This is a genomic window from Streptomyces sp. 3-6 (assembly GCF_056323165.1).
The window spans coordinates 116,854-142,455 of sequence record NZ_JBWHZP010000007.1 but is presented as its reverse complement, the minus strand read 5'-3'; the positions used below and the strand labels follow the sequence as shown (position 1 = coordinate 142,455).

The window sequence follows — 25,602 nt, the reverse complement described above, 5'->3', positions numbered from 1 at the left end:
CCCACGGCTCCGACCCGTTCGGGGCCGTGGGCTTCTGTCGTGGCCGGCCGGCGCCGTGCGGGGGCGTGTTCCGGTCGGCCGGGCGAGGCCCGTGGTGTGCGCGGGTGACCGTCTCGCCTCGACGCGGCCGAGTCGCGCCCGGGTGCCGTGTCCCGTGCCGTGCCGCGATGTCCCGGGTCTCTCCGGTGGTGCCGTCCCGTCAGGAGCAGACCTTGCCGTCCTTCGGGGGCGTGCCCTCCAGGAAGAAGGTGTCGACCGCGGAGTCCACGCACGCGCTGCCGCTGCCGTAGGCGCCGTGGCCCTCGCCCTTCCAGGTGAGCAGGACGCCGACGTCCTCGCCGAGTTCCTCGGCCATCTTCCGGGCGCCCTCGTACGGGGTGGCGGGGTCGCCCGTGTTGCCGATGACCAGGATCGGGTCGGCGCCCGGGGCGCTGACCTCGGGGGTGTCGAACTGTCCGGGAACCGGCCACTCGTGGCACCAGCCCGCCACGTCCCAGCCCAGGTACGGGCCGAACACCGGGGATATCTCCTCGAACTCCGGCAGCAGCCTCTTCACGTCCGCCACGGTCGGCCGCTGCTTGTCGTCCAGGCACGAGATGACGCGCTGCGAGTGGGTGGTCGTGCCGTACCGGCCCGACGGGTCCCGCTCGTTGTAGCCGTCGGCCAGGGCGAGCAGCGCGGTGCCGTCCCCCTTCTCGGCGGCCTGGAGGGCCAGGGTCAGCGTCGGCCAGCCCTCCTTGGTGTAGAGCGGCAGGACGATGCCGGTCAGTGCCAGGGACTGGGTCAGCTTCCGGTCGCCCGGTGTCGTCGGGAGCGGCTCGGCGTCGAGCCGGTCCAGCAGGTCGGCTATCTCGCGCGTGCCCTGTTCCGCGTCCTTGCCCGTGGACTCGAGGTAGTTGTCGAGCGCGCGCTGGAAGCCGAGGGTCTGGTTCTTGGCGTGCCCGACGGTGTCGGCGGTCGGGTCGACCACCGCGTCCAGCGTCAGGCGGCCCACCTTCTGCGGGAACAAGTGGGCGTACACGCCGCCGAGTTCCGTACCGTAGGAGATGCCCAGGTAGTTGAGCTTCTCGTCGCCGAGGGCCTGTCGGATGCGGTCCAGGTCGCGGGCGCTGTCGGTGGTCGAGACGTGGGCCATCAGCTTGCCCGCCGACTTCTGGCAGCCCCGGCCGAAGTCGGCGGCGTCGGCGAGGAACGCCCTCTCCTCGTCCGCGGTGTCCGGGGTGCCGTCGACCCGCGCCTCGGCGGCCTGGATGTCCTTGTCGCCGCGGCAGCGCACGCCCTCGCTGGCGGCCACCCCGCGGGGATCCCAGCTGACCAGGTCGTAGCGCTCGCGGAGCTTGGCGGCGGTGCCGGCGTAGGACGGCAGCATCGACACGCCCGACCCGCCGGGGCCGCCGAAGTTGAACAGCAGCGATCCGAGGCGGTCGTCACCGGTGGCCCTGGCGCGGATCAACGCCAGCCCGATCGTCTCGCCGTCGGGCTTCGACCAGTCCAGCGGGACCTTCAGGGTCGCGCACTGCCACTCCTTGCCGGGAGCCGGCTCGTCCCCGGACGCCTCGCAGGCCCCCCAGTCCAGGGCCGACGCGCCCCGGCCGTCGTCCTCGGCACCGCGGTCACCGGAGTCGCTGCCGGTGCAGCCCGCGGTCAGGAGCCCGGCGGCGACCACCAGGGCCGTCCACCGTACGAAGCGCGTCATCGGACACATCCCCCCTCATCGGCCGTCCGCACCGTCCCGCGGATGGCGGTCAGGCCATCGTAGGCGGAAGGTGCCACGCTCCGGTGACCCTGTGGATAACCTTGTGACCTGCGACTTCTTCACAGAAGGCGGCTCCGGGGCGACGTCATGGCCCCCGGGATCAGGAGCAGACCGTTCCGCTGTCCGGCACCTTCCCCGAGAGGAGATAGCCGTCCACCGCCGCCCGGACACACCTGTTCTTGCTGTTGTAGGCCCCGTGCCCCTCCCCCCGGTAGGTCAGCTCCACGCCGACCCCGTCGCCCAGGGCCTGCACCATGGCGCGGGCGCCCTCGTAGGGCGTGGCCGGGTCGCCCGTATTGCCGATGACCAGGATCGGCGCGGAACCGGGCGCGCTCACGTCGGGATGGTCGGCGGCACCGGGCACCGCCCAGTCGGTGCAGCTCAGCATCCCCCAGGCCAGCGTCTCGCCGAACAGCGGCGAGGCCCTGCGGAACTCGGGCAGGCTGCGCTCCACGTCCGCGGTGTCGTACCGGGGTTTGTCGTCGGCGCAGTTGATGGAGACGTTGGCCGCGACGAGGTTGCTGTACTCGCCGTTCTCGTTGCGGCCGTTCATCGAGTCGGCGAGCAGCATCAGAATCGTTCCGTCACCGTCGTAGGCCTGCTCCAGGCCGTCCGTCAGGAACTCCCAGAAGTCCCGCGAGTACAGCGCCTGCAGGATGCCGCCGGTCGCCATCGACTGGGTCAGCTCGCGCGGGAAGACGCCCGGGATCGGCCTGCGGTCCAGCTGCGCCAGGAACCGGGCGATGCGGTCCTTCACGTCCTGCGCGCTGTCGCCGACCGGGCACTCCTCGGTCTGCGAGACGCAGTCCTCCGCGTAGTTGTCCAGCGCCAGTTGGAAGCCCCGGGCCTGTCCGAGCGAGCCTTGTTCCGGGTCCTGCGTGGGGTCGACGACCGCGTCGAACACGGCCCGTCCCACCCGCTCCGGGAACAGGTGGGCGTACACGCCGCCCAGTTCGGTGCCGTAGGAGATGCCGAAGTAGTGGAGCTTGTCGTCGCCGAGGACCTGGCGCATGAGGTCGAGATCGCGGGCGGTCTCGGTGGTGCGCACGTGGGGCAGGATCCGCTCGGAGTTCTTCTCGCAGGCGGCGTTGAACTCCTTGGTGCCGTTCAGCAGTTCGGTGCGTTCCCGCTGGTCGTCGGGGGTCGCGTCCTGCTCGAAGTGGGCGTCGAGCTGTTCGTCGTCCTCGCAGCGCACCGGTGCGCTGCGGCCGACCCCACGGGGGTCGAAGCTGACGAGGTCGTAGCGGGTGCGCAGGGTCGCGTAGTCCGGACCGAAGGAGGGCAGGGCGGTGACGCCGGAGCCGCCCGGACCACCGAAGTTGAAGATCAGCGAACCGATCCGCTCGCTGTCCGGGCCGTCCGCGCGGGCCCGGATCAGCTCGATGCCGATGGTGTCGCCGTCGGGGTCGCCCCAGTCCAGCGGCGCCTTCATGGTGGCGCACTGCCAGGTTCCGCCGTTCGGCAGGGGAGAGGGGGCCGGGCCGCCGCCCTGCGCCTCGGAGGGGGCCGGGCAGTCCTTCCAGCCCAGTTCCTGCTCCGTCAGGTCCTCCGTCTCGGCGTCGTCACCGCAGCCCGCCAGCAGGGCGGGCAGCAGCACGACGGAGACGGACAGGGCGGCTGCACGCAGGCGGAAGGGCTTGGGCATGCCTCCATCCTGCGGTCGTGGGCGACGGGCCGCGCGGGGGCGGGTGCCGTCCGAGGGAGCGGGGCGGCCCGGCCGGGCGCGGGCGCTGCCGTGCCCGCCACGCCGTGCCCACCATGCGGTGTCGACCCCGGCTGACCCCGCCGCGCCGACCGCGCGGGGCCGCCCGGCGCGGCCGGCTCCCCCGGGGCAGGGCAGGGCAGACCGCTACAGGGCTTCCTTGCGGGTGAGGTGGTTGAAGGCCAGCCAGCCGGGCAGGACGGGCAGCCACAGGGTGAGCAGCCGGTACAGCAGCACCGCCGGGGCCGCGACCTCCTTGGGCAGCCCGATCGCGATGAGGCCGACCGTGAGGGTCGCCTCGACGGCGCCCACACCGCCCGGTGTCGGGGCCGCCGAGCCCAGTGCGTTGCCGGCCAGGAACACCACGGCCACGCCCGCGATGCTGATCGACGTCGTCTCGTTGCCGAAGGCGCGGATCGAGGCGTCCAGGCACATCACGAAGCAGCCGGTCAGCAGGAGCATGCCGCCGATGCCGGTGGCCAGCTTCTGCGGGCGCTGCAGAACGTCGAGCATGCGCGGGACGACACCCGCGAACAGCGAGCGGACCCGGGTGAGCACGAACTTCCGCAGGAACGGCACCGACGTCACGACCAGCACCAGCACCGCGACCGTCAGCAGACCGGCGATCACCGTGCGGGACGGCGAGAGGGACGGTGTCTTCTCGGTGCCCGTCAGATAGCCGAAGGCCAGCAGCATCAGGATGTGGCAGCCCAGACCGAACAGCTGGGACGCCCCGACACTCGCCACCGCGAGCCCCGGCCGCACACCCGCGCGCTGCAGGAACCGGGTGTTCAGCGCGACCCCGCCCACCGCCGCCGGAGCGACGATCTTCACGAAGGACCCGGCGACCTGGGCCGCCACCGTCCGCAGGAAGGGCACCCGCTCCGGTACGAACCCCAGCAGGGCCAGGGCTGCGGCGAAGTAACTGGCCGCCGAGAACAGCACCGCCGCGGCCACCCAGCCCCACTGGGCGTTGGAGATCAGCGGCCCGAACTCGATGTGGGTGAGCTGCGTCAGCAGGAAGTAGGCGCCGATCGCCCCGGCGATGAAGCTGATCAGCGTGCGCGGGCGGACCCGCTCCAGGCGGGCCGGCTCCACCGGCGCCTGCGGCCTGATCCGCAGCACCTCGTGCCGGATCTGGGTGAGCAGGTCCTCCTCGCGCGCCTCCTCCAGGGCGTCGTCGATGGCCCGCTTCTCGGCCCGCTGCTCCGCGCGCACGGCCTTCTTGTCCAGCTTGTCCAGCTTGTCCAGCCGGTCCGTCCGGTCCGGGCGCTCGGCGGCGTCCGCGGTCTCGGCGGCCCCGGCCTGCTCCGCGCGGAGCAGCTTGGCCTGCCGGGAGGCATCCAGGACGGCCTCGCGCTCGCGCTCCGCCCGCTCCCGGGCCAGGCGGCGCAGGGTCGCCCGGGTGGAGCGGCTCAGCGCGATGGGCTGCAGCATCGGCAGGCAGTCGGCCACCGCGTCGGGCCCGAGCACGCTCACCGCGGAGGCCACCGCCCGTTCCGCGCCCACCCGCAGGCCGAGCGTCACCAGGAGCTGGGAGGTGTCCATGCGCAGCAGCAGGTCGCCGGCGGCGATCTCACCGGCCCTCATGTCGGTGAGGATGACGGTGCCGGAACGATCCACCAGGATCGCGTCGCCCACCAGACGGCGGTGGGCGATGCGGCGGGACTGGAGCGCCCGCACCTGGTGCCAGGTGTCGCGCAGCAGCGCGTCGGTGATCTCCTCGTCGGCCAGCGAGTCCAGGGTGCGTCCGCCGCTGTGCTCGTAGACGAGCATGACCGCGTCGGGGCCCAGCTCGGAGGTCGCGATCAGCTTGGGGGCGTTGGCGCCGGCCGCGATGGCCGCGTACGCGAGCAGCGCCTCCTGCTCCAGGGCCTGGCGGAGCGACTGCAGGCTCCGGCGGGTGGCGAAGCCGCGCAGCGTCAGGTTGCGCCACGCCCGGTAGAAGAAGCCCTGGGCCTGCTGTTCGCGGTCCACGACCGTCACGTCCAGCGGTGGACCGTCCTCCAGGGTGACGAAGTACCTGCGGCCCCGGTCACCGGCCTCGGCGGCGTCGGGCGCCTCCACGCGGGACGCGGTCACCGGGCGGAACCCGACGGTCCGCAGCCCTGTCATCAGGTTGCGGCCGGTGGGGCGGACGTTCGGCGAGCCGACCGCGTAGAGGGTGCCGTACGCGACGCTCCACCCGATGAGGACGGTCAGGATGATCGAGAACGGTGTCGTGTAGCCGGTGACGAGCATGGAGAACGCGTCGAGCAGCAGCACGACCCACAGCACCGCGCGCCAGCGGGGTCTGCGGGACATGCCCACGGCCGTCATGTACGCGATCACCGGGGCGAGGTAGCCGTGCACCGGGTCGGTCAGCGCGTGGATGTCACCGGGGGAGGGCTGGGTGAGCGCCTCCTGGATCGAGGCGGGGGCCGCCTGGGCGACCCACAGGTCGGTCGCGAGGGTCACCCCGTGCGCGAGCACGGCGGCGAGCACACCGTCGGCGATGCGCAGCCCGTCGCGTTTGATCAGTCGCTCGATGGCGAAGGCCACCGGCACCAGCAGGATGGCGATGCTGGAGGCCAGGCCCGCGACCTTGATGAGCAGGTCGGGCGCCTGTCCGGTGCCCTTGTTGATGTCCTGTTCCAGGCCCGAGGTGGTGCCGTGGGCGAACGCGGCGATCGCCAGCAGCACCACCACGGCGAGCACGCCGACCAGGAGCCGCATGAGGTCCGACGGGCGGTGCACGCGCGCGGGCAGCAGCGGCTCGTCCCCTTCCACCTCGTCCACGTGCACCGTGTCGGAGGTGGGGTCGTCGGCGGACCCCGTACGGCGGGGGGACGGGCGGCCCGCGGCCGAGCGGGGGGCCGCACCGGGCGCGCCCGTGGCGCCGGGGGCGTCGGGTTCAGTGGCCGGCTCCCTGGTCCGGGCGCCGTCGTCGTGGCCGTCGGAGGTGCTTCGTCCCCGGGCGTCCGAGCCGTCGGGGGTGCCTCGCCCGCGGGCGTCCGGGCGGTCCGGGCCGTCGGCGCTGTGCGGGCCGCTCGGGCCGTCCGGGCCGTCCGGGCGCGACGAAGCGCCAGGGGTGCCTTCCGCGTCCCCGGGGTGCGCACCCTGCTGCTTCATCGTCTCTTCTTGGTCTCGTATCACCAGTCACCGCCCGCACGATGGTGGCATGCCGAACCGGCACAAGGGGCAATCAGGGTCCACGTGCGGGGTCGCACAGTCTGCCCGAAAGGGATTCCCCGGGCGAGGCGTGGGCACGCTCGGGGACCCCATCCGTTGTCGGTGGGGTGGTGCAGGATGGGCGGGATGAGTCAGGAAAGCCTTCCGTCCGACGCCGGTCCCGGGACCGGCGGTACCGGTCCGGAGACCGCCGGTACCGGTGCGGGGATCGCCGGTCCCGGTCCGGAGACCGCTGATGCCGGTCCGGGAGCCGCCGGTGCCCTGCCGGAGTACGCCGAGCGGGTGCTCGACGTGGCGGATCTCATCCCCCCGGGGCGGGTGATGACGTACGGGGACGTCGCCGAATGGCTGGGGGAGGGCGGCCCGCGGCAGGTCGGCCGGGTGATGTCCCGTTACGGAGGAGCCGTCCCGTGGTGGCGGGTGGTGCGGGCCGACGGGGTCCTCCTGCCCGGTCACGCGCTGCGCGCCCTCGGCCACTACCGCGAGGAGGGCACCCCTCTGAGGGAGGCGGGCCGGGCCGCGGAGGACCACCTGCCGCGTATCGACATGCGGCGCGCGCGGTGGGACGGGAGCGGCCGTGCGGAGGGTCACACCTGACAGCTTCCGCCATGCGGCGGCCCGCGGTGGGGCAGGTGATCCGTACGGGGGAAGAGGGGCACGTCCGTGGCATGACGTACGTTCGAGATCCGAGGGGCCCACGGGTCGGCTGTGCCGGGAGGGAACGACCGGAAGCTCGGCTTTCGGACATCCGGTCGGCGTAGCGTCGGCTGCACGTGTCCCCCTCACCCCGCGACCACCGCCCTCCCCGCGCGGCGGACCGCCCACCAGAACACCCACCAGGACCGGCGAACCACGTGAGCTCCTCTTCCTCCACCAGCGGCCTGTCGCACCCCCGGGTGCGCCGGGGGAACCGTGGCGCCTATCGACTGGTCCGTACCCCGCCGCCCCGCTCCCACCCCCCTCGACTGGACGCCGCCCAGCGCTCCGTGGTTGAGCACAGGACCGGACCGCTGCTCGTTCTCGCAGGTCCCGGCACCGGGAAGACCACCACGCTCGTCGAGTCCGTGGCCGAGCGCATCGCCCGGGGCGGGGACCCCGAGCGCATCCTCGTGCTGACGTTCAGCCGCAAGGCGGCCGTCGAACTCCGCGACCGCATGGCCCTGCGCATGGGCGCCGCGAACGCCCCGCAGGCGACCACCTTCCACTCCTACTGCTACGCCCTGGTCCGAGCCCACCAGGACCACGACCTGTTCGTCGAACCGCTGCGCCTGCTGTCCGGCCCCGAGCAGGACGTCACCGTCCGCGAGCTGCTCGCCGGCCAGGTGGACCTGGAACGGCTCGGCCTCGCCCACGTGCGCTGGCCGGACGAGCTGCGCGCCTGCCTGACCACCCGCGGCTTCGCCGACGAGGTCCGGGCGGTGCTCGCCCGCAGCCGGGAACTCGGCCTCGCCCCCCACGCCCTGGACGCCTTCGCCCGCCGCATCGGCCGCCCCGACTGGCGTGCCGCCTCCGCCTTCCTCGCCGAGTACCTGGACGTCCTCGACCTCCAGGGCGTGCTCGACTACGCCGAGCTGGTCCACCGCGCCGTGCTGCTCGCCCGCCGCCCCGAGGTGGCCGCGCGGCTCGCGGCACAGTACGACGCCGTGTACGTCGACGAGTACCAGGACACCGACCCGGCCCAGGTACGGCTGCTGCGCGCGCTCGCCGGCGACGGCCGCACCCTCGTCGCCCTCGGCGACCCCGACCAGTCGATCTACGCCTTCCGGGGCGCGGACGTGAACGGCATCCTGGAGTTCCCCCACGCCTTCCCCCGCCCCGACGGCCGCCCCGCCCCGGTCGAGGTGCTGGGCACCTCCCGCCGTTCCGGGGCGGCCCTGCTCGCCGCCACCAGGCTGGTGACCCGGCGGATGCCGCTGCCCCGCCTGCCCGCCGAGAAGGTCCGCGCCCACCGGGAGCTGACACCCGTGCGGGACGGCGGCCGGGTGGAGGTGTACACCTACCCGACGTCCGGCACGGAGCTGGACAACATCGCCGACATCCTGCGCCGGGCGCACCTGGAGGACGGCGTCCCGTGGGCCGAGATGGCGGTGCTGGTGCGCGCCGGCGCACGCACCATCCCGGCGGTCCGCCGCGCCCTGACCTCGGCCGGCGTGCCCGTGGACGTCGACGGCAACGACGTGCCGCTGCGCCACGAGCCCGCGGTGGCCCCCCTACTGACGGCCTTGCGCGCGGTGGCGACGGCGGAGGCGGGGGCGGTGACGGGAGCGGAGACGGGTGTCGCGTCCGAGGCTGCGCCCGAGGCCGGGACCGACGCAGCGGCACCGGGCGCGGCGGCGGCCCCCGGAGCGGATCCCGAGGCGGGCCACAGGGCGGACCCCGAGGCGGATCAGGGGGTGGGCCCCGGTGCGGACCCGGACCCGGACCACGGCCCGGACCCCGAGACGGACCATGGGCCCGACCCCGAGACGAACGAAGAGGCAACCCCCGAGACGCACCCCGTCGACGCCGCGTCCGGCACGGTGACCACAGGCGCCGACGCCTGCTGGCTCGACACCGAGACCGCGCTCACCCTGCTCGCCTCCCCGCTCGCCGGCATGGACGCCGCCGACCTGCGGCGCCTCGGCCGGGCCCTGCGCGAGGAGGAGCGGGCGGCCGGCAACCCCGTGCCGCCGCCGTCCGACGTCCTCCTCACCCGCGCGCTCGCCGAACCGGAACGCCTGGCCGTCCACGACCCCCTGTACGCCCGCGGCGCCCAGCGGCTCGGCGCGCTGCTGCGCACCGCCCGCGAACGGCTGGCGCGCGGGGGCACCGCCGAGGAGGCGCTGTGGGACCTCTGGGACGGCACCCCCTGGCCGCAGCGGCTGGAGCGCGCCGCCCGGCGCGGCGGCGCCGCCGGACGGAACGCGGACCGGGACCTCGACGCCGTGTGCGCCCTGTTCGCGACCGCCGCCCGCGCGGAGGAACGCAGCGGCGGCCGGGGCGCCCTGAACTTCCTGGAGGAACTCGAGGCCGAGGACATCGCCGCCGACACCCTCACCCGCCGCGCCGTGCGCCCCGACGCCGTACGCCTGATGACCGCGCACCGTTCCAAGGGCCTGGAATGGCGCCTGGTCGTGCTGGCCGGCGTCCAGGAGGGCCTGTGGCCCGACCTGCGCCGCCGGGGCTCCCTCCTGGAGGCCGACCGCATCGGCCGCGACGGACTCGCCGAACCCCTCACCCCGGGGGCCCTGCTCACCGAGGAGCGCCGGCTGTTCTACGTGGCCGCCACCCGCGCCCGGGAGCGGCTCGTCGTCACCGCGGTGAAGGCCCCCGCGGACGACGGCGACCAGCCCTCCCGCTTCCTGACCGAACTCGGCGTCGAACCCAAGGACGTCACCGGGCGCCCGCGACGCCCCCTGTCCGTGGCGGCGCTCGTCGCGGAGCTGCGCGCCACCACCGTCGACCCCCGGGTCTCCGACGGTCTGCGCGAAGCCGCCGCCCACCGCCTGGCCCGGCTCGCCGCCCTCGCCGACGAGGACGGACGGCCCCTGGTGCCGTCCGCGCACCCCTACCGCTGGTGGGGCATGTTCGACCCCACCGAGTCCAAGGTGCCGCTGCGGCGGCGCGACCAGCCCGTCGTGCTCTCCGGCAGCGCCCTCGACCAGCTCGCCCACACCTGCACCCTGCAGTGGTTCCTCGGCCGTGAGGTCAAGGCCGACGCCCCCGCCACCGCCGCCCAGGGCTTCGGCAACGTGGTGCACGTCCTGGCCGACGAGGTGGCGTCCGGGCACACCCCCGCCGACCTCGCCGTGCTCATGGAGCGCCTGGACTCCGTGTGGAACGCGCTGGCCTTCGACGCGCCGTGGAAGTCGGCCCAGGAGAAGGAGAACGCGCGCGCCGCGCTGGAACGCTTCCTGCGGTGGCACGTCATGGACCGCACCGGCCGCACCCCCGTCGCCAGCGAGCACGACTTCGACGTCACCCTCGAAGCCGGCGACCACCAGGTCCGCATCCGGGGCCAGATGGACCGGGTCGAGGCGGACGGGGAGGGCCGCGCCTACGTCGTCGACTTCAAGACCGGCAAGCAGGCACCCAGCGGCAAGGAGGTGGAGCGCCACCCCCAGCTCGCCGTGTACCAGCTCGCCGTCCGCGAGGGTGCCGTCGACGAGCTGTTCGACGGCGCGCGCCCCGAACCGGGCGGCGCCGAACTGGTCCACCTCCGACAGGGCGCGGCCCGCAAGGACGGCGGCGAGACCCTGCCCAAGGTGCAGGCGCAGGAGCCACTGACCGGCGAGTGGGTCGGCGAACTGCTGGCCACGGCCGCCGGCAAGGTCCTCGACGAGAGGTTCACCCCCACCACCGGCCAGCACTGCACCCACTGCGCCTTCCGGGCGTCCTGCAGCGCCCGCCCGGAAGGGCGGCACGTGGTGGAGTGAGGTGGAGTGAGACCGGGGGTGACGTCCGGCGGCCGGTGTGGCTCCGGGCGATCCGCGTCGTGTGTTGCCATGTGACGTTTGTTGCCTGTGTGACGGTCAGCGACCGGTGTGACTCCGGGCGTTCCGCGTGGCGTGCTGCCCGGTGCGACGGCCGGCGGCCGGTGTGGCCCTGGCGTCCCGCGCGGGGTGTCGGCCCTGTGACATCGTGCGGCGGTGCCTGGCCGCCTGCCGCCTGCCGCCGGCGGCCGGTGCGGTGCGGTGCCGCGAGTCCGTGTGACGCTTCGCACCACCCGCCCCGACCTGCGGTTTCGCCGACGTGCGGCGGTGGAGGGGACGTCGCTGTCGGTGGCCGCCGCTAGCCTTCGCGTGTGCCCGCTCGCATCACCGACCCCGAACAGCTCAAGGAGCTCCTCGGCATCCCGTTCACGCCGGAGCAGACGGCCTGCATCATCGCGCCGCCCGCCCCGCAGGTGATCGTGGCCGGAGCCGGGTCGGGCAAGACGACGGTGATGGCGGCCCGCGTCGTCTGGCTGGTCGGCACCGGCCAGGTCGCCCCCGAGCAGGTGCTCGGCCTCACCTTCACCAACAAGGCGGCCGGCGAGCTCGCCGAACGCGTCCGCAAGGCGCTGATCAAGGCCGGGGTCACCGATCCCGACCGGATCGACCCGGACGAGCCGCCCGGCGAACCGGTGATCTCCACCTACCACGCCTTCGCCGGACGGCTGCTGACCGACCACGGCCTGCGCATCGGCCTCGAACCGACCTCCCGCCTCCTCGCCGACGCCACCCGCTACCAGCTCGCCGCCCGCGTCCTGCGCGAAGCCCCCGGCCCCTACCCCGCGCTCACCCGCTCCTTCGCCGACCTGGTCGCCGACCTCCTCACCCTCGACGGGGAGCTCTCCGAGCACCTCGTGCGTCCCGAGGACCTGCGGGCCCACGACACGGACCTGCTGCGCACCCTGGAGGGCGCCCGGCTCACCAACGACGACCTGCGCAAGGTCCCCGAGGCCGCCGCCGCCCGCCGCGAACTGGCCGACCTCGTGCTGCGCTACCGGGCCGCCAAGCGCGAACGCGACCTGCTCGACTTCGGCGACCAGATCGCGCTGTCCGCCCGGCTCGCGACGGTCCCCGACGTGGGCCGCGCCCTGCGCGAGGAGTTCCGGGTCGTCCTCCTCGACGAGTACCAGGACACCTCCGTCGCCCAGCGCGTCCTGCTGGCGGGCCTCTTCGGCGGGGGCACCGGGCACCCGGTGACCGCCGTCGGCGACCCCTGCCAGGCCATCTACGGCTGGCGCGGCGCCTCCGTCGCCAACCTCGACGACTTCCCCGAACACTTCGCCCGCCCCGACGGCCGCCCCGCCACCCGGCAGTCGCTCAGCGAGAACCGCCGCAGCGGCGGCCGCCTGCTGGACCTGGCCAACGGACTGGCCACGCCGCTGCGGGCGATGCACGCGGGCGTCGAAGCCCTCCGCCCCGCCCCCGGCGCCGAACGCGACGGCACCGTGCGGTGCGCGCTGCTGCCCACCCACGCCGAGGAGATCGACTGGATCGCCGACTCCCTGGCCCACCTCGTCCGCACCGGCACGGCGCCCGGGGAGATCGCCGTGCTCTGCCGCACCGCGGCCGACTTCGCCGAGATCCAGGGCGCCCTCGTCGCCCGGGACGTCCCCGTCGAGGTCGTCGGCCTGTCCGGCCTGCTGCACCTCCCCGAGATCGCCGACCTGGTCGCCGTCTGCGAGGTCCTCCAGGACCCCGGGGCCAACGCCTCCCTCGTGCGGCTGCTCACCGGTCCGCGCTGGCGCATCGGACCGCGCGACCTCGCCCTGCTCGGCCGCCGCGCCCGGCACCTGGTCACCCACGCGCGCGCGAGCGACGACGACCCCGACCGACGGCTCGCGGAGGCGGTCGAGGGCGTCGACCCGTCCGAAGTGATCTCCCTCGCCGACGCCCTCGACACGTTCCTCGAAACCCCGATGGACGGCCACGGCGACGACGACGGCCTGCCCTTCTCCGCGGACGCCCGCGTGCGCTTCGCCCGCCTGGCCACCGAACTGCGCGACCTGCGCCGCTCGCTGGCCGACCCTCTGATGGACGTCCTGCACCGCGTTCTCGCCGTCACCGGCCTGGAGGTCGAACTGTCGGCCTCCCCGCACGCCCTCGCCGCCCGCCGCCGCGAGACCCTCTCCCAGTTCCTCGACATCGCCGCCTCCTTCGCCGCCGGCGACGGCGAGGCCACCCTGCTCGCCTTCCTGGGCTTCCTGCGCACCGCGGCGCAGTACGAGAAGGGCCTGGACAACGCCCTGCCCGGCGGGGAGAACACCGTGAAGGTGCTGACCGCCCACAAGTCCAAGGGCCTGGAGTGGGACGTGGTGGCGGTGCCCGGCCTCGTCAAGGGCACCTTCCCCAGCAGCCGGGGCCGCGAGAGGTGGACCGCCCAGGGCAAGGTGCTCCCGCACGCGCTGCGCGGGGACGCCGACACCCTGCCCGACGTCCCGTCCTTCGACGCGCGGGGCCTGAAGGCCTTCCACGAGGCCATGAAGGACCACCAGCACACCGAGGAACTGCGCCTCGGCTACGTCACCCTGACCCGTCCCCGCTCGCTGCTCCTCGGCTCCGGCCACTGGTGGGGGCCCAGCCAGAAGCGGCCGCGCGGCCCGTCCGAGTTCCTGCTCGCCCTGTACGAACACTGCGTCGCCGGGCACGGCGAGATCGAGGCGTGGGCGGAGGAGCCGGCCGAGGACGAGGAGAACCCGGCCCTCCACCGTCCCGACGACGACCAGCTCTGGCCCCTGCCCCTCGACAACGCCGCCCTCGCCCGGCGCCGGGCCGCCGCCGACACCGTCCTCGCCCACCTCGACGCACTCGCCGCCGACGAGGACGGCGACACCCCGGACGTCCCCGGCCCGACCGACCCGTACGACGACCCCGACTGGCCGTCACCGCCCGCGGAGGAGGAACTCCTTCCCGACGACGAGGGCCCCGGGGACCCCTTCCACGAGGAGGCCTTCTCCGAGGGCCCCTTCCCGGAAGACTCCTTCCACGAAGACACCTTCCACGAAGGGCCGTTTCCCGAGGACCCTGACGCCTACCCCGAGGAGTCCGACACCTCCCGCGAGGATGACGACCCCTTCCTCGACGGCGTCCCGTTCACCGGCGACGACCCGTTCACCGGCGACGACCCGTTCCACGACGACCCCGTCCCGGACGCCTCGGCCCCCGGCGGGAGCGGTCGCCACGCCGCCGCGGGCCCCGGCAGCCCGGAGGCCGGCCCCGCCCCGCTCCCCGACGGGTCACCGGGCCCGCGTCCCGCCGGGAGCCCCGCCCCCCGCCCCACCGTCCCCCACCAGGCGACCGGCCCCCGCGGCACCGGGTCCCGCACCGAGGGCTCGGGCGACCCCCGCCGGGCCCATGACCTCACCCCCGAGGAAGCCCGCACGGTGGCCTCCTGGGACCGCGACCTCGACGCCCTCACCGGGGAGCTGCTGCGCGCCCGCGACCGGGTCACCGAGGTGGTCCTGCCCCCCTCGCTCACCGCCTCCGAGGTGCAGCGCCTGGCGGCCGACCCCGACGGCTTCGCCCATGAGCTGGCCCGGCCCATGCCCCGGCCGCCGCAGCCCGCCGCCCGCCGGGGCACCCGCTTCCACGCCTGGGTGGAGGCACGCTTCGAGGCCCTCACCCTGCCCCTGCTCGACCCCGACGACCTGCCGGGCGCCGACGACACCGACATCGCCGACGAGCAGGACCTGCAGGCCCTCAAGGACGCCTTCGAGCGCACCGAGTACGCCCACCGCACGCCGTACCGCGTCGAGGCGCCCTTCCAGCTGACGCTCGCCGGGCGGGTCGTCCGCGGCCGCATCGACGCCGTCTACCGGGAGGACGACGGCCGGCGGGTGACGTACGAGATCGTCGACTGGAAGACCGGCCGGGGCCGCGACGCCGACCCGCTCCAGCTCGCCGTGTACCGCCTCGCCTGGGCCGAGCAGCAGGGCGTGCCCCCGGAGTCCGTCACCGCCGCGTTCCTGTACGTCCGCACCGGCGAGGTCGTCCGCCCCGAGCCGCTGCCCGGCCGTGCCGCACTGGAACGGCTCCTCGGCGCGGACCCGTCCGGTGAGATACCGCACTCCGAGGACGCCGGCGCGGGCCGTTAGGCTCGTGACCATGAGCCAGCCCGTTGACAGTGCCGTCGACGCCGTCCGTACCTACATCGAGGATCACCGCGCCGCCTTCCTCGACGACCTCGTCGAGTGGCTGCGCATCCCGTCCGTGTCGGCCCAGCCCGACCACGCGCCGGACGTGCACCGCAGCGCCGCCTGGCTCGCCGACGCCCTCCGGCGGACCGGCTTCCCGGTCACCGAGGTCTGGCAGACCCCCGGCGCCCCGGCCGTCTACGCCGAGTGGCCCTCCGACGACCCGGCCGCCCCCACGGTCCTGGTCTACGGCCACCACGACGTGCAGCCCGCCGCCCGTGAGGACGGCTGGAACAGCGAACCCTTCGAGCCCGTCGTCCGCGGCAACCGCCTGTACGCGCGCGGAGCCGCCGACGACAAGGGCCAGGTCTTCTTCCACACCCTCGGCGTGCGCGCCCACCTCGCGACCACGGGCCGCACCAGCCCCGCCGTCCACCTCAAGCTGCTCGTCGAGGGCGAGGAGGAGTCCGGCTCCCCGCACTTCCGGGCCCTCGTCGAGGAGCACGCCGACCGCCTCGCCGCCGACGCCGTCATCGTCTCCGACACCGGCATGTGGGCCGAGGACACCCCGACCGTGTGCACGGGGATGCGGGGCCTCGCCGAGTGCGAGATCCGTCTGCACGGCCCCGACCAGGACATCCACTCCGGTTCCTTCGGCGGCGCCGTCCCCAACCCGGCCACCGCCGTGGCCCGGCTGGTGGCCGCCCTGCACGACGACCAGGGGCGCGTCGCGGTCCCCGGCTTCTACGACGGCGTCGTCGACCTCACCGACCGCGAGCGGGAACTCTTCGCCGAGCTGCCCTTCGACGAACGGCAGTGGCTGGCCACCGCGAAGTCCCGCGCCACCCACGGCGAGGCCGGCTACACCACCCTGGAACGCGTCTGGGCCCGCCCCACCGCCGAGGTCAACGGCATCGGGGGCGGCTACCAGGGCGACGGCAGCAAGACGATCATCCCGTCGTCGGCCATGGTCAAGATCTCGTTCCGCCTCGTCGCCGGGCAGGACCCCGACCACGTCGAGAAGGCCGTCCGCACGTGGGTGGCCGGCCAGGTGCCCGACGGCGTACGCGGCGACGTCGTCTTCCGCCCCGCCACCCGCCCCTGCCTGACCCCGCTCGACCACCCCGCCCTCCAGTCCGTCGCGCGCTCCATGGGCCGGGCCTTCGACCGTCCCGTGCGCTTCACCCGCGAAGGCGGCTCCGGCCCCGCCGCCGACCTCCAGGACGTCCTCGGCGCGCCGGTGCTCTTCCTCGGCATCTCCGTGCCGTCCGACGGCTGGCACGCACCCGACGAGAAGGTGGAACTCGATCTGCTCCTCAAGGGCGTCGAGACCACCGCGTACCTGTGGGGCGACCTGGCCGAACACTGGCGGCACGATCCCTGACCCGACCGTGCCGTCCGGTCCGGCCGCCCGCGCGGGGCACACTGGAAGGACCCCGCCGCCGCGTGCCGCCGGAACGGTCCCCGCCCGCAGCACGCCGCACGCCCGCCCGCCCGCGACCCGATCCGTTCCACCGGGGGAGTTGGAAGCACCCGTGACCACCTGGACCGACCACACCGCCGACCGCCCCGTCTCGCTCACTGTGCCCAGCGGCATCGACCGCGCCGCCCACCACCGCCTCGACGAGGCGTGGCTCGCGGCGGCGTGGAGCCACCCGTCGACGCGCTGCTTCGTGGTCTCCGGCGGCCAGGTCCTCATCGACGAGACGCCCGACGGGCGGACCGAACTCGTCATGACCCCCTCCTTCGAGGCCCCGCTCACGGAGGCGCACCGCTACTTCCTGGGCATCGACCAGGACGGCGTCAGCTACTTCGCCCTGCAGAAGGACTCCCTGCCCGGCCGCATGGACGACTCCGCCCGCCCGGCCGGTCTGCGCGAGGCGGGACTGCTGCTGTCCCCGCGCGACGCCGGCCTGATGGTGCACGCCGTCGCGCTGGAGAACTGGCAGCGCCTGCACCGCTTCTGCTCCCGCTGCGGCGAACGCACCGTCATCGCCGCCGCCGGCCACATCCGCCGCTGCCCCGCCTGCGGCGCCGAGCACTACCCGCGCACCGACCCCGCCGTGATCATGGCCGTGGTCGACCGGGACGACCGCATCCTCCTCGGCCGCCAGGTCCACTGGCCCGAGGGCCGCTTCTCCACGCTGGCCGGGTTCGTGGAACCGGGCGAGTCCATCGAGCAGTCGGTGCGGCGCGAGGTCCACGAGGAGGTCGGCATCGACATCGGCGAGGTCGAGTACCTCGCCAGCCAGCCCTGGCCCTTCCCGTCCAGCCTGATGCTCGGCTTCGTCGCCCGCGCCACCACCACCCGCATCGAGGTGGACGGCGACGAGATCCACGAGGCCCGGTGGTTCTCCCGCGACGAGCTCGACGCCGCGTTCACCTCCGGAGAGGTCCTGCCGCCCTACGGCATCTCCATCGCGGCCCGCCTGATCGAACGCTGGTACGGCAAGCCCCTCCCCACCCGCACCTTCTTCTGACCCCGGGCACCGGCCCCCACCCCCTCGCCGGCGCTCCCGGCGGCCGGGGACGTCCGGGACCGTGCCGCTGCCGCTTCCATGGCCCCGCCCTTCCTGTGCGCAGGCGATCTGTGGCTGTGGGAGGGGGGTGGCGTCGAGGCTGCACGGAGTCCCGGACCGAGATGGCTCGGGGACCCCTTGGGAGCCACCCCCCTTGGCCGCGCTCCCCCCGTACGGCGGCAGCAACCGACCCAACGCTCCGCAGCCTACGGGCGGGCACTGACAACGCACCGTGGTCCGGGTCGCCGTGGGGGACGGCACGTTGCCCTGAAGGCCCCGTGCGCCCTCGGCGGGGCCCGCCGACCGGCTCGACGTCGGCCGGTGGTGACGCCGGCGTGCACGCCCCGGGGCAGCTCCACGCCCCTCCCCGCAGGCCCCGGCAGCACTGAGCTCCCCCCGGTCGCCTCGACCGGAGGGAGCTCAGTACGGGAGGGGTGGGTGTCAGACCGCGAGGGCCTGCTTGACCTGGGCCAGGCTCGGGTTGGTCATCACGACCTCCTCGCCGCCGCCCGACGGAACCACCCGCACCGTCGGGACCGTCTGGTTGCCGCCGTTCGCCTTCTCGACGAACGCGGCCGACTCCGGGTCCTGCTCGATGTTGATCTCGGTGTACGCAATGCCCTCGCGGTCCATCTGGCCCTTCAGCCTGCGGCAGTAGCCGCACCACGTGGTGCTGTACATCGTCACAGTGCCCGGCATGTCGTTCGCTCTCCTTCGGCGGCTCGGGTAAGTGCCTGTCCACCGGGGAACGTACGCCGGTGCGCGGCCATTCCCGGCGGGCGGGGCCCCGGCCGGTCCCGCCCGGCCCCGAGACGGTGTCCGGAGGCGGTGCCCGGAGGCGGTGTCCGCAGACGCCCGCCGCTCCCCGCAGTGACCCCGACCGCACGAGCCTGCGGCCGGACCGACCGCACGAGCCCGCGGCCCGACCGCACGAGCCGGAGTCGCGCGGTCACATGAGCTGAGCCCGAGAGACACCGGCCACATGAGCTGAGCCCGAGAGATACCGACCGCAGGAGCCCAGCCCGAGTGACGCCGGCCGCATTAGTACGACTGCAAGGGGGTGCCTGTGGACAACCTGCTCACCCGTCTCCGGCGACCTGGCAGCATGGCCGTGTGACAGCAGCAACGCACTCCCCTCTCTTCCCGCAGGTACCGGACACGGCCGACGCGGTGCTCGAAGGGCTCGACCCCGAGCAGCGCGAGGTGGCCACCTCGCTGCACGGCCCGGTGTGCGTGCTGGCGGGCGCGGGCACCGGCAAGACCCGGGCGATCACCCACCGGATCGCCTACGGGGTGCGCGCCGGGATCCTCCAGCCGTCCAGCGTGCTGGCCGTCACCTTCACCAACCGTGCCGCGGGGGAGATGCGTGGCCGGCTCCGGCAGCTCGGCGCGGTCGGCGTCCAGGCCCGCACCTTCCACTCGGCGGCACTCCGGCAGCTCCAGTACTTCTGGCCGAAAGCGATCGGCGGTTCGCTGCCCCGACTCGTCGACCGCAAGGTCCAACTGGTCGCCGACGCGGCCGCCGCCTGCCGCATCCGGCTGGACCGTGGGGAACTGCGGGACGTCACCGCCGAGATCGAGTGGGCGAAGGTGACCCAGACCGTCCCCGCCGACTATCCGCTCGCGGTCGCGAAGGTCTCCCGCGATGCGCCGCGCGACCCGGCGGAGATCGCCCAGCTGTACGCCGCCTACGAGGAGCTCAAGCGGGAGCGCGTCGTCATCGACTTCGAGGACGTGCTGCTGCTCACCGTCGCCGTGCTCCAGGACCGGCAGGACGTGGCCGAACAGGTGCGCGCCCAGTACCAGCACTTCGTCGTCGACGAGTACCAGGACGTCAGCCCGCTCCAGCAGCGGCTGCTGGAACTGTGGCTCGGCGACCGGGACAGCCTGTGCGTGGTCGGCGACGCCAGCCAGACGATCTACTCGTTCACGGGTGCGACGCCGGACCACCTCCTCGACTTCCGCACCCGGCACCCCGGTGCGACCGTGGTCAAGCTGGTCCGCGACTACCGCTCCACCCCGCAGGTCGTCCGACTCGCCAACGGTCTGCTCGCCCAGGCGAGCGGCCGCGCCGCCGACCACCGGCTGGAACTCGTCTCCCAGCGGGCGGGCGGACCCGAGCCGGTCTTCACCGAGTACGGGGACGAGCCCGCCGAGGCCGAGGGGACCGCGCGTCGGGTCCGCGAGCTGATCGACGCGGGGGTCCCGGCGAGCGAGATCGCCGTGCTCTTCCGCACCAACGCCCAGTCCGAGACGTACGAGCAGGCCCTCGCCGACGCCGGGGTGCCGTACCAGCTGCGCGGCGCCGAGCGGTTCTTCGACCGCCCCGAGGTGCGCAGGGCGATCGCCGCGCTGCGGGCCGCCGCCCGCTTCGGGGGGAACGACGCGCTGCTCGACGACGCGCCCGACCTGCCGTCCCAGGTGCGCGCCGTGCTGTCGGGGGAGGGCTGGACGGCGCAGCCGCCGGCCGGTTCGGGAGCGGTGCGGGAGCGCTGGGAGTCGCTGGCCGCGCTGGTGCACCTCGCCCAGGACTTCCTGGCCGCGCGGAGCGGCGCCACCCTCGCCGACCTGATCACCGAGCTGGACGAACGGGCCGGGGCGCAGCACGCCCCGACCGTGCAGGGCGTCACCCTGGCCTCCCTGCACTCGGCCAAGGGCCTGGAGTGGGACGCCGTGTTCCTCGTCGGAGTGGCCGAGGGCATGATGCCGATCACCTACGCGCGGACCGACGAGCAGGTCGAGGAGGAACGCCGGCTCCTCTACGTCGGCGTCACCCGCGCCCGGGAGCGCCTCCACCTGTCCTGGTCGCTCTCCCGTTCCCCGGGCGGTCGCCCCAACCGGCGGCCCAGCCGCTTCCTGGACGGGTTGCGTCCCGGATCGGGCACCGGCCCCGGCCGTGCGGGCGCGGCCGGGGCGGGTGGCGTGGAGCGCGGCTTCCCGGGCTCGACGCCGGGTGCCGGGGCGGCGGGCGCCGCACAGCCGGCGCGGGGACGCAGGCAGCGCAGCCCCGCGCGCTGCCGGGTCTGCGGACGCACGCTCACCGACGGCGGCGAGCTGAAGCTGCTGCGGTGCGAGGAGTGCCCCTCCGACATGGACGAGGGACTCTACGAGCGGCTGCGGGACTGGCGCGCCGAGCAGGCGCGGCGCAGCGGACAGCCGGCCTTCTGCGTCTTCACGGACAAGACACTGATGGCGATCGCCGAGTCCGACCCCGCGGACGAGCACGAGCTGGCCCGCATCCCGGGCGTCGGCATGCGCAAGCTGGGCCGCTACGGCGCCGACGTACTGGCCATCTGCGCAGGCCGCGAGGCCGCCCGGAGCAAGGATCAGGACTGATCCCAACTCGTCGAGAAAATAGTTTGCGCATGCCCCGGGAATCCCCATAGGTTCTTAGGCACGGGAACGGAGGCCTTCTCGGAGGCCCTCATCCCGTGCTGTACTTGTTCATCCGTCGGACCGGCTCACCCCGGTCCCCGAAGCGCCGAGAGGAGGCGAGCCCAGTGATCAGCATCAACAGCAGCTCCGTCGTCAAACTGACCGATCGTCCGGCCGTCTCCCTGTGCATGCTCGGCGCCTCGAACCAGGGCACCGGTGTGTCCGGCCTCGCCGCCGCACGCCCGGCGTCCTCCGTCGCTCCCTCGGGCCTTGCCGTCCGTGAGCGCGACGTGCGACCGACCGAGGCACTGGAAGCAGTAGTGGCACAGGCCGAGGCCTATGCCTTTGCGGCAGCCGGTGCCGGATTCCGGAAGCAGACGACGCAGCACCACCTGATGTGGGCCTTCCGTGGGCCAGAACCCTGGAGTGATCCAGCCTGATGTATCAGGCCGGCGCCTTCAGGGCCGCGGAACCCCACCCGGGATCCGCGGCCCTTCTGTTTGTCCACGAACACGAACGTGGACGACACCGCTGAAGGCGCCTCGGGGCAGAGAGCACCACCCGGTACCAGCCGCCCTACCGGCCGACCGGCCGGAAACGACCAGACGAGGACAACGAACCGTGCAACTCGAAGCGCACGCCCCGTCCGTACCGCCGTCCGACACGATCCCCAAGCCTGGCTCCACGGAGGACCCGACCTTGACTCCGCTCACCGCGCTCACCGCGCTCACCGCGCTCGACGACGCCATCGAGAACCTCGGCGTGCCCGTCCCGTGCCGTTCCTACGACCCGGAGGTCTTCTTCGCCGAGTCTCCCGCGGACGTCGAGTACGCCAAGTCCCTCTGCCGTACCTGCCCGCTGGTCGAGGCGTGCCTCGCCGGTGCCAAGGAGCGGCGTGAGCCCTGGGGCGTCTGGGGTGGCGAGCTGTTCGTGCAGGGCGTCGTCGTCGCCCGGAAGCGGCCGCGTGGCCGTCCGCGCAAGAACCCGGTCACGGCATGAACACCCCAGGAACGATCGACCGTCCCCTCACGCACGACCCCCAGAAGCAGGCCCCGATGATCCCGTCCGCTCATGAGCCCTCCGGCTCCGCGACCGAAGACTTCACCACCAGGGGCGCGAACGACTCGCGCCAGAACAGGACCCGAGAGATGCAACTCATCCCCGAAGCCATGGCTCGTGCCCATATGCGCGAGCGGCTCGACGAGGCGCAGCGCGAGCGCCAGGCCGTACGCCTGGTGGCCGCGCGCCGCATGCAGCGCGGTGCCGAGCGCGCCTCCCGGCGCGCCCGCCGGGCGCTCGCCATGGCGGTCATGCAGTGACCGACGCCTCGTGAGCAGGGTCTCCCGCACGGGAGGCCCACCCTCTTCCGCGGGGGCCGGTCCGTACCGAACGGACCGGCCCCCGCGCCGCGTCGAGCCCGCCCGGTGAGTGACCGCCGCCCGCCGTGTGCCGCGCGACCGGTGAGGCGCGCGGGGCGAGGCGCGGGGTTACGCTCGCCGGGTGACCAGACGGCCCGACGGCACCGAGGACGACGGCACCGAGGACGACGGCTCCGGGACGGACTTGTCGCGGGCTCTGGTGTGCGCCCGCTGCGGGACCGTCGCCGAGGCGCCGCCGGCGACCTGGACGCTGTCCGTGGAGGCCGGTGTCCGGCGCTACTACTGCGAGGTCTGTGCGCGGGAGAACCTCAGGGCGATCGAGGGGCGCCTGGACGCGGAGTGGTGGTGAGGCCGGGCGACTCGGGCAGCGGCGGTTGTCATTCCCGCCCCACCGTCGGCGTGGCGCGGGCCGCTTCTCACGCCTCGGCGGCCGGCGCCTCCCACACCGGGTCCTCCGCGTCCCGCACCGGCTCCTCCGCGGCCCCGGCCGGGTCCTCGGGGAGGAACCCCGGCAGCCACTCCTCCAGTTCCCCGCGCAGCCGCACCGTCGCGCCGAGCTGGCACAGCACCCCGATCGTGCTCAGCGTCACCCGGTGGATCAGCAGGTAGGCCGGGGGCAGGTTCAGCCTGCTGCCCAGCTGGTAGGCGGGGGAGCGGGGGTCGGCGATCCGGGCGGCCTGGGTGCGCATCCAGCCGCGGGTGAAGGTGAACGCGTCGGCCTGCGCCGGTTCGATGATCGGGAGCAGGTAGTCCAGGACCGCGTCCGGGTCCAGCTCGATGGACTCCTTCACGAAGCCCTCGGTGCACAGCATCGCGTGGACGGCCTCGGCCTCGCCGTCCAGCGTCATGCGCAACGCCTCGCCGATGATGGGGGGCAGTCCGCCGGGCAGGCGGTCGACGGTGCCGAAGTCCAGGACCCCCAGCCGCCAGTCGTCCTCGCCCTCGGGGCCGCCGGGCAGCAGCCGGAAGTTGCCCGGGTGCGGGTCGGCGTGCAGCAGACCGGTGCGCGCCGGACCGGAGAACAGGAAGCGGGCCAGGAGCTGGCCGGCGCGGTCGCGCTGCTCCTCGGTGCCGTCGGAGATGACCTCCGACAGCGGGATGCCGTCCATCCACTCGGTGACCAGCACCTGCTCGCCCTGGTGCACCACGTTCGGGACGACGACGTCGGGGTCGTCGGTGAACTCCTCGGCGTGCGCCCGCTGCGCCTGGGCCTCCAGGCCGTAGTCCAGCTCCTCCGAGACCCGGTCCTTCAGTTCCGTGATCAGGGGCTTGACGTCCATCCCCGGGACCAGCGGGCCCAGCAGCCGCGCGAAACGGCTCAGCTGGTTGAGGTCGGACAGCAGGGCCTCGCCGGCGCCGGGGTACTGCACCTTGACGGCGACCTCGCGGCCGTCGTGCCACACGCCCCGGTGGACCTGGCCGATCGACGCCGCGGCGGACGGCTTGTCCTCGAACTCCAGGAACAGCTCGCGCCAGCCCTCGCCGAGCCGCTCCTCCAGCACCGCGTGCACGGTACGGGTCGGCATCGGGGGCGCCGCTTCCTGCAGCTTGGTGAGCGCGGCCCGGTAGGGCCCCGCCACCTCCTCGGGCAGCGCGGACTCGAAGACCGAGAGGGCCTGGCCGAACTTCATGGCCCCGCCCTTGAGCTCGCCGAGGACCTTGAACAGCTGGTCGGCGGTGCGCTGCTGGAGTTCCCGGCCGACGAGCTCCGCGGACTCGCCCACGATCCGCTTGCCGAGCCCCCAGGTCGCCCGTCCGGCGATGCCGAGCGGGAGCGCGGCCAGCTTGGCGGTCCGGGTGACCGCCTTCCGGGGAAGTTCAGACATGCGCCCTCCAAGTCCCTGCCGACCGCTGGGCGCCCACCTGGCGGCGTGGCTCCCCGGACGGTCCTTGCCTGCCCATTGTTGCGCGTGCCCGCCCCTCGCCGGAGGGGTGTTCCTGCTCACCTTTCGCCGCGGCTCCGCACGGGCACGCGGGATGGGCCCGGACCGGGCGGTGCTGCCAGTGCAGCGCCGGTGCGGCCACCTCCCACCGGGCGCCCGCACTCGTCGGGATCCGGCCGTCCAGGAAGGCCAGCGCGTGGGCCGCGGCCAGCCCGGCCACCGTGACCGCCAGGGCCAGGTCGCAGGCCCCGGCACGGCGCCGGCCGCCCGACCGCCACTGGGCGGCCAGGCGCGGCCAGGCCGGGTCGCGGTCGACGCGGTCCTGCTGGAGGCACCCCGCGCAGCCGGTGTCGCCGGGCAGCACCAGCGGCCCGACCACACCGGTGCCCTCGACCACCCCGGCATACAGATGGGGAGTACCGGAGGCCAGCAGGGGTTCGGCGGCCGAGGGGTGCGGGGCGTGCACGGCGACATCGTCGCGCGGGGCGAGCACGACCAGGGCGAAGCCGGGGCCGTCCGGCCCGGTCCGGGTACGGGCGGTGCGCCGCGGGGACCGCTCCGGCGCGGCCCGCCGGGCCGCACGGCGGGCCGCCTCGTCCCGGCGGTCACCGACGGACTCGGCGGGCAGCCCGCCGGGAGCGACGTCCCACGGTTCGACGCGTCCGGAGTCGCGCACGTCCACCTCGCCGACACCGGCTCCCGAGAGCAACGACGCCAGGACGGCGCCCACCCGGCCCGCGCCCCGCACCTGCACCCGCGTCTCCCGGCGGGCGGCGAGGGCCCGCAGCGCGTCCCCGGGGGCGGAGGTGGTGACGGTGAGGGCGGCCAGGTCGGGGCGGAGCCGGTCCAGGACCTCCGGCTTGCCGCGCAACGCCTCGGCGCCCGCACCGCCGCCCGTGGCGTCGTCGAGCAGGCCGGCCCGGGAGAGTCCGCGCACCAGCCGGTCCGCATGACCGTCGGGCAGATCCATGCGCCGCCCCTCCTCGCGCAGCAGCTCCAGGCCGCGGGTGCCGTTGAGCAGCTCCAGGAAGCCGCCCGTCGCCGTGTCGACCGGACCGAGCGTCAGCGCGTGCGTCGGCGTCATGCCGAACTGCACGGTGTCCAGGTCACGCCAGCCGCGCCTGAGCGCGGGCTTCACCATCGGATGCATCGCGGGCCCCCGTGAGCCGTTCTGGGTGTCGCCGGATCCGTGGATGGTCCGGCCGGCGGTGCCAG

The 25,602-nt window shown here is 74.3% G+C and carries 16 protein-coding genes; 10 read left to right on the top strand and 6 right to left on the bottom strand.

What is annotated here, in order from left to right; translation table 11 throughout:
- Window positions 1-199: 199 nt before the first annotated feature.
- From AC02VZ_RS12195 to AC02VZ_RS12185, 3 genes are all read right to left on the bottom strand, one after another.
- On the bottom strand, window positions 200-1,696 hold the full coding sequence (locus tag AC02VZ_RS12195) for an alpha/beta hydrolase (protein ID WP_476475359.1): 1,497 nt from the start codon (window positions 1,694-1,696) through the stop codon (window positions 200-202).
- A 160-nt stretch (window positions 1,697-1,856) separates the two neighbouring features.
- Window positions 1,857-3,401 (bottom strand): alpha/beta hydrolase, encoded by a 1,545-nt coding sequence (locus tag AC02VZ_RS12190; protein ID WP_432054128.1) that lies wholly within the window; start codon window positions 3,399-3,401, stop codon window positions 1,857-1,859.
- 204 nt (window positions 3,402-3,605) lie between these two features.
- Window positions 3,606-6,569, bottom strand: a complete 2,964-nt coding sequence (locus AC02VZ_RS12185; protein WP_476475358.1) for a lysylphosphatidylglycerol synthase domain-containing protein — start codon at window positions 6,567-6,569, stop codon at window positions 3,606-3,608.
- Window positions 6,570-6,755: 186 nt separating this feature from the next.
- Here AC02VZ_RS12185 and AC02VZ_RS12180 point away from each other — a divergent pair, with 186 nt between their 5' ends.
- From AC02VZ_RS12180 to nudC, 5 genes are all read left to right on the top strand, one after another.
- The gene (locus tag AC02VZ_RS12180) at window positions 6,756-7,226 is read left to right on the top strand and encodes an MGMT family protein (RefSeq protein WP_476475357.1); all 471 of its coding nucleotides are present in this window, start codon (window positions 6,756-6,758) and stop codon (window positions 7,224-7,226) included.
- 257 nt (window positions 7,227-7,483) lie between these two features.
- Window positions 7,484-11,044, top strand: coding sequence for an ATP-dependent helicase (locus AC02VZ_RS12175; RefSeq protein WP_476475356.1), 3,561 nt, complete (start codon window positions 7,484-7,486; stop codon window positions 11,042-11,044).
- 368 nt (window positions 11,045-11,412) lie between these two features.
- Entirely contained in the window at window positions 11,413-15,192 is a 3,780-nt protein-coding gene (locus AC02VZ_RS12170) for an ATP-dependent helicase (RefSeq protein ID WP_476475355.1), read from the top strand.
- A gap of 10 nt (window positions 15,193-15,202) precedes the next feature.
- Window positions 15,203-16,615, top strand: a complete 1,413-nt coding sequence (locus AC02VZ_RS12165; protein WP_432054133.1) for a dipeptidase — start codon at window positions 15,203-15,205, stop codon at window positions 16,613-16,615.
- A gap of 139 nt (window positions 16,616-16,754) precedes the next feature.
- Entirely contained in the window at window positions 16,755-17,711 is a 957-nt protein-coding gene (gene nudC / locus AC02VZ_RS12160; RefSeq protein ID WP_432054134.1) for an NAD(+) diphosphatase, read from the top strand.
- Window positions 17,712-18,191: 480 nt separating this feature from the next.
- Here the strand turns inward: nudC and AC02VZ_RS12155 are convergent, their stop codons facing one another.
- Window positions 18,192-18,449: a mycoredoxin gene (locus tag AC02VZ_RS12155; RefSeq protein ID WP_362091466.1), complete on the bottom strand. Its 258-nt coding sequence runs from the start codon at window positions 18,447-18,449 to the stop codon at window positions 18,192-18,194.
- A gap of 327 nt (window positions 18,450-18,776) precedes the next feature.
- On the opposite strand from AC02VZ_RS12155, the gene AC02VZ_RS12150 reads away from it, so the two are divergent.
- From AC02VZ_RS12150 to AC02VZ_RS12130, 5 genes are all read left to right on the top strand, one after another.
- Window positions 18,777-21,086 (top strand): ATP-dependent DNA helicase UvrD2, encoded by a 2,310-nt coding sequence (locus AC02VZ_RS12150; RefSeq protein ID WP_476475354.1) that lies wholly within the window; start codon window positions 18,777-18,779, stop codon window positions 21,084-21,086.
- Between the two features lie 164 nt (window positions 21,087-21,250).
- The gene (locus tag AC02VZ_RS12145; RefSeq protein ID WP_432054136.1) at window positions 21,251-21,565 is read left to right on the top strand and encodes a hypothetical protein; all 315 of its coding nucleotides are present in this window, start codon (window positions 21,251-21,253) and stop codon (window positions 21,563-21,565) included.
- Between the two features lie 181 nt (window positions 21,566-21,746).
- Entirely contained in the window at window positions 21,747-22,124 is a 378-nt protein-coding gene (locus AC02VZ_RS12140; protein WP_016824698.1) for a WhiB family transcriptional regulator, read from the top strand.
- Window positions 22,121-22,444: a hypothetical protein gene (locus AC02VZ_RS12135; protein ID WP_432054137.1), complete on the top strand. Its 324-nt coding sequence runs from the start codon at window positions 22,121-22,123 to the stop codon at window positions 22,442-22,444. The genes AC02VZ_RS12140 and AC02VZ_RS12135 overlap by 4 nt, the downstream gene beginning before the upstream one ends.
- A gap of 181 nt (window positions 22,445-22,625) precedes the next feature.
- Window positions 22,626-22,853 carry a hypothetical protein gene (locus AC02VZ_RS12130; protein WP_432054282.1) on the top strand — a complete coding sequence of 76 codons (228 nt, stop codon included), beginning with the start codon at window positions 22,626-22,628 and terminating at the stop codon, window positions 22,851-22,853.
- A 67-nt stretch (window positions 22,854-22,920) separates the two neighbouring features.
- Here AC02VZ_RS12130 and AC02VZ_RS12125 read toward each other — a convergent pair whose 3' ends face one another.
- Both AC02VZ_RS12125 and AC02VZ_RS12120 read right to left on the bottom strand, forming a co-directional pair.
- Window positions 22,921-24,330, bottom strand: coding sequence for an ABC1 kinase family protein (locus tag AC02VZ_RS12125; RefSeq protein ID WP_432054138.1), 1,410 nt, complete (start codon window positions 24,328-24,330; stop codon window positions 22,921-22,923).
- Entirely contained in the window at window positions 24,323-25,537 is a 1,215-nt protein-coding gene (locus AC02VZ_RS12120) for a TOMM precursor leader peptide-binding protein (RefSeq protein ID WP_432054139.1), read from the bottom strand. Before AC02VZ_RS12120 ends, AC02VZ_RS12125 begins: the two co-directional genes overlap by 8 nt.
- Window positions 25,538-25,602: the final 65 nt, after the last annotated feature.

Coding starts and splice junctions, on each gene's coding strand:
- AC02VZ_RS12195 (WP_476475359.1), bottom strand. CDS start 1,696: ATGACGCGCTTCGTACGGTGGACGGCCCTGGTGGTCGCCGCCGGGCTC.
- AC02VZ_RS12190 (WP_432054128.1), bottom strand. CDS start 3,401: ATGCCCAAGCCCTTCCGCCTGCGTGCAGCCGCCCTGTCCGTCTCCGTC.
- AC02VZ_RS12185 (WP_476475358.1), bottom strand. CDS start 6,569: ATGAAGCAGCAGGGTGCGCACCCCGGGGACGCGGAAGGCACCCCTGGC.
- AC02VZ_RS12180 (WP_476475357.1), top strand. CDS start 6,756: ATGAGTCAGGAAAGCCTTCCGTCCGACGCCGGTCCCGGGACCGGCGGT.
- AC02VZ_RS12165 (WP_432054133.1), top strand. CDS start 15,203: ATGAGCCAGCCCGTTGACAGTGCCGTCGACGCCGTCCGTACCTACATC.
- AC02VZ_RS12155 (WP_362091466.1), bottom strand. CDS start 18,449: ATGCCGGGCACTGTGACGATGTACAGCACCACGTGGTGCGGCTACTGC.
- AC02VZ_RS12135 (WP_432054137.1), top strand. CDS start 22,121: ATGAACACCCCAGGAACGATCGACCGTCCCCTCACGCACGACCCCCAG.
- AC02VZ_RS12125 (WP_432054138.1), bottom strand. CDS start 24,330: ATGTCTGAACTTCCCCGGAAGGCGGTCACCCGGACCGCCAAGCTGGCC.
- AC02VZ_RS12120 (WP_432054139.1), bottom strand. CDS start 25,537: ATGCATCCGATGGTGAAGCCCGCGCTCAGGCGCGGCTGGCGTGACCTG.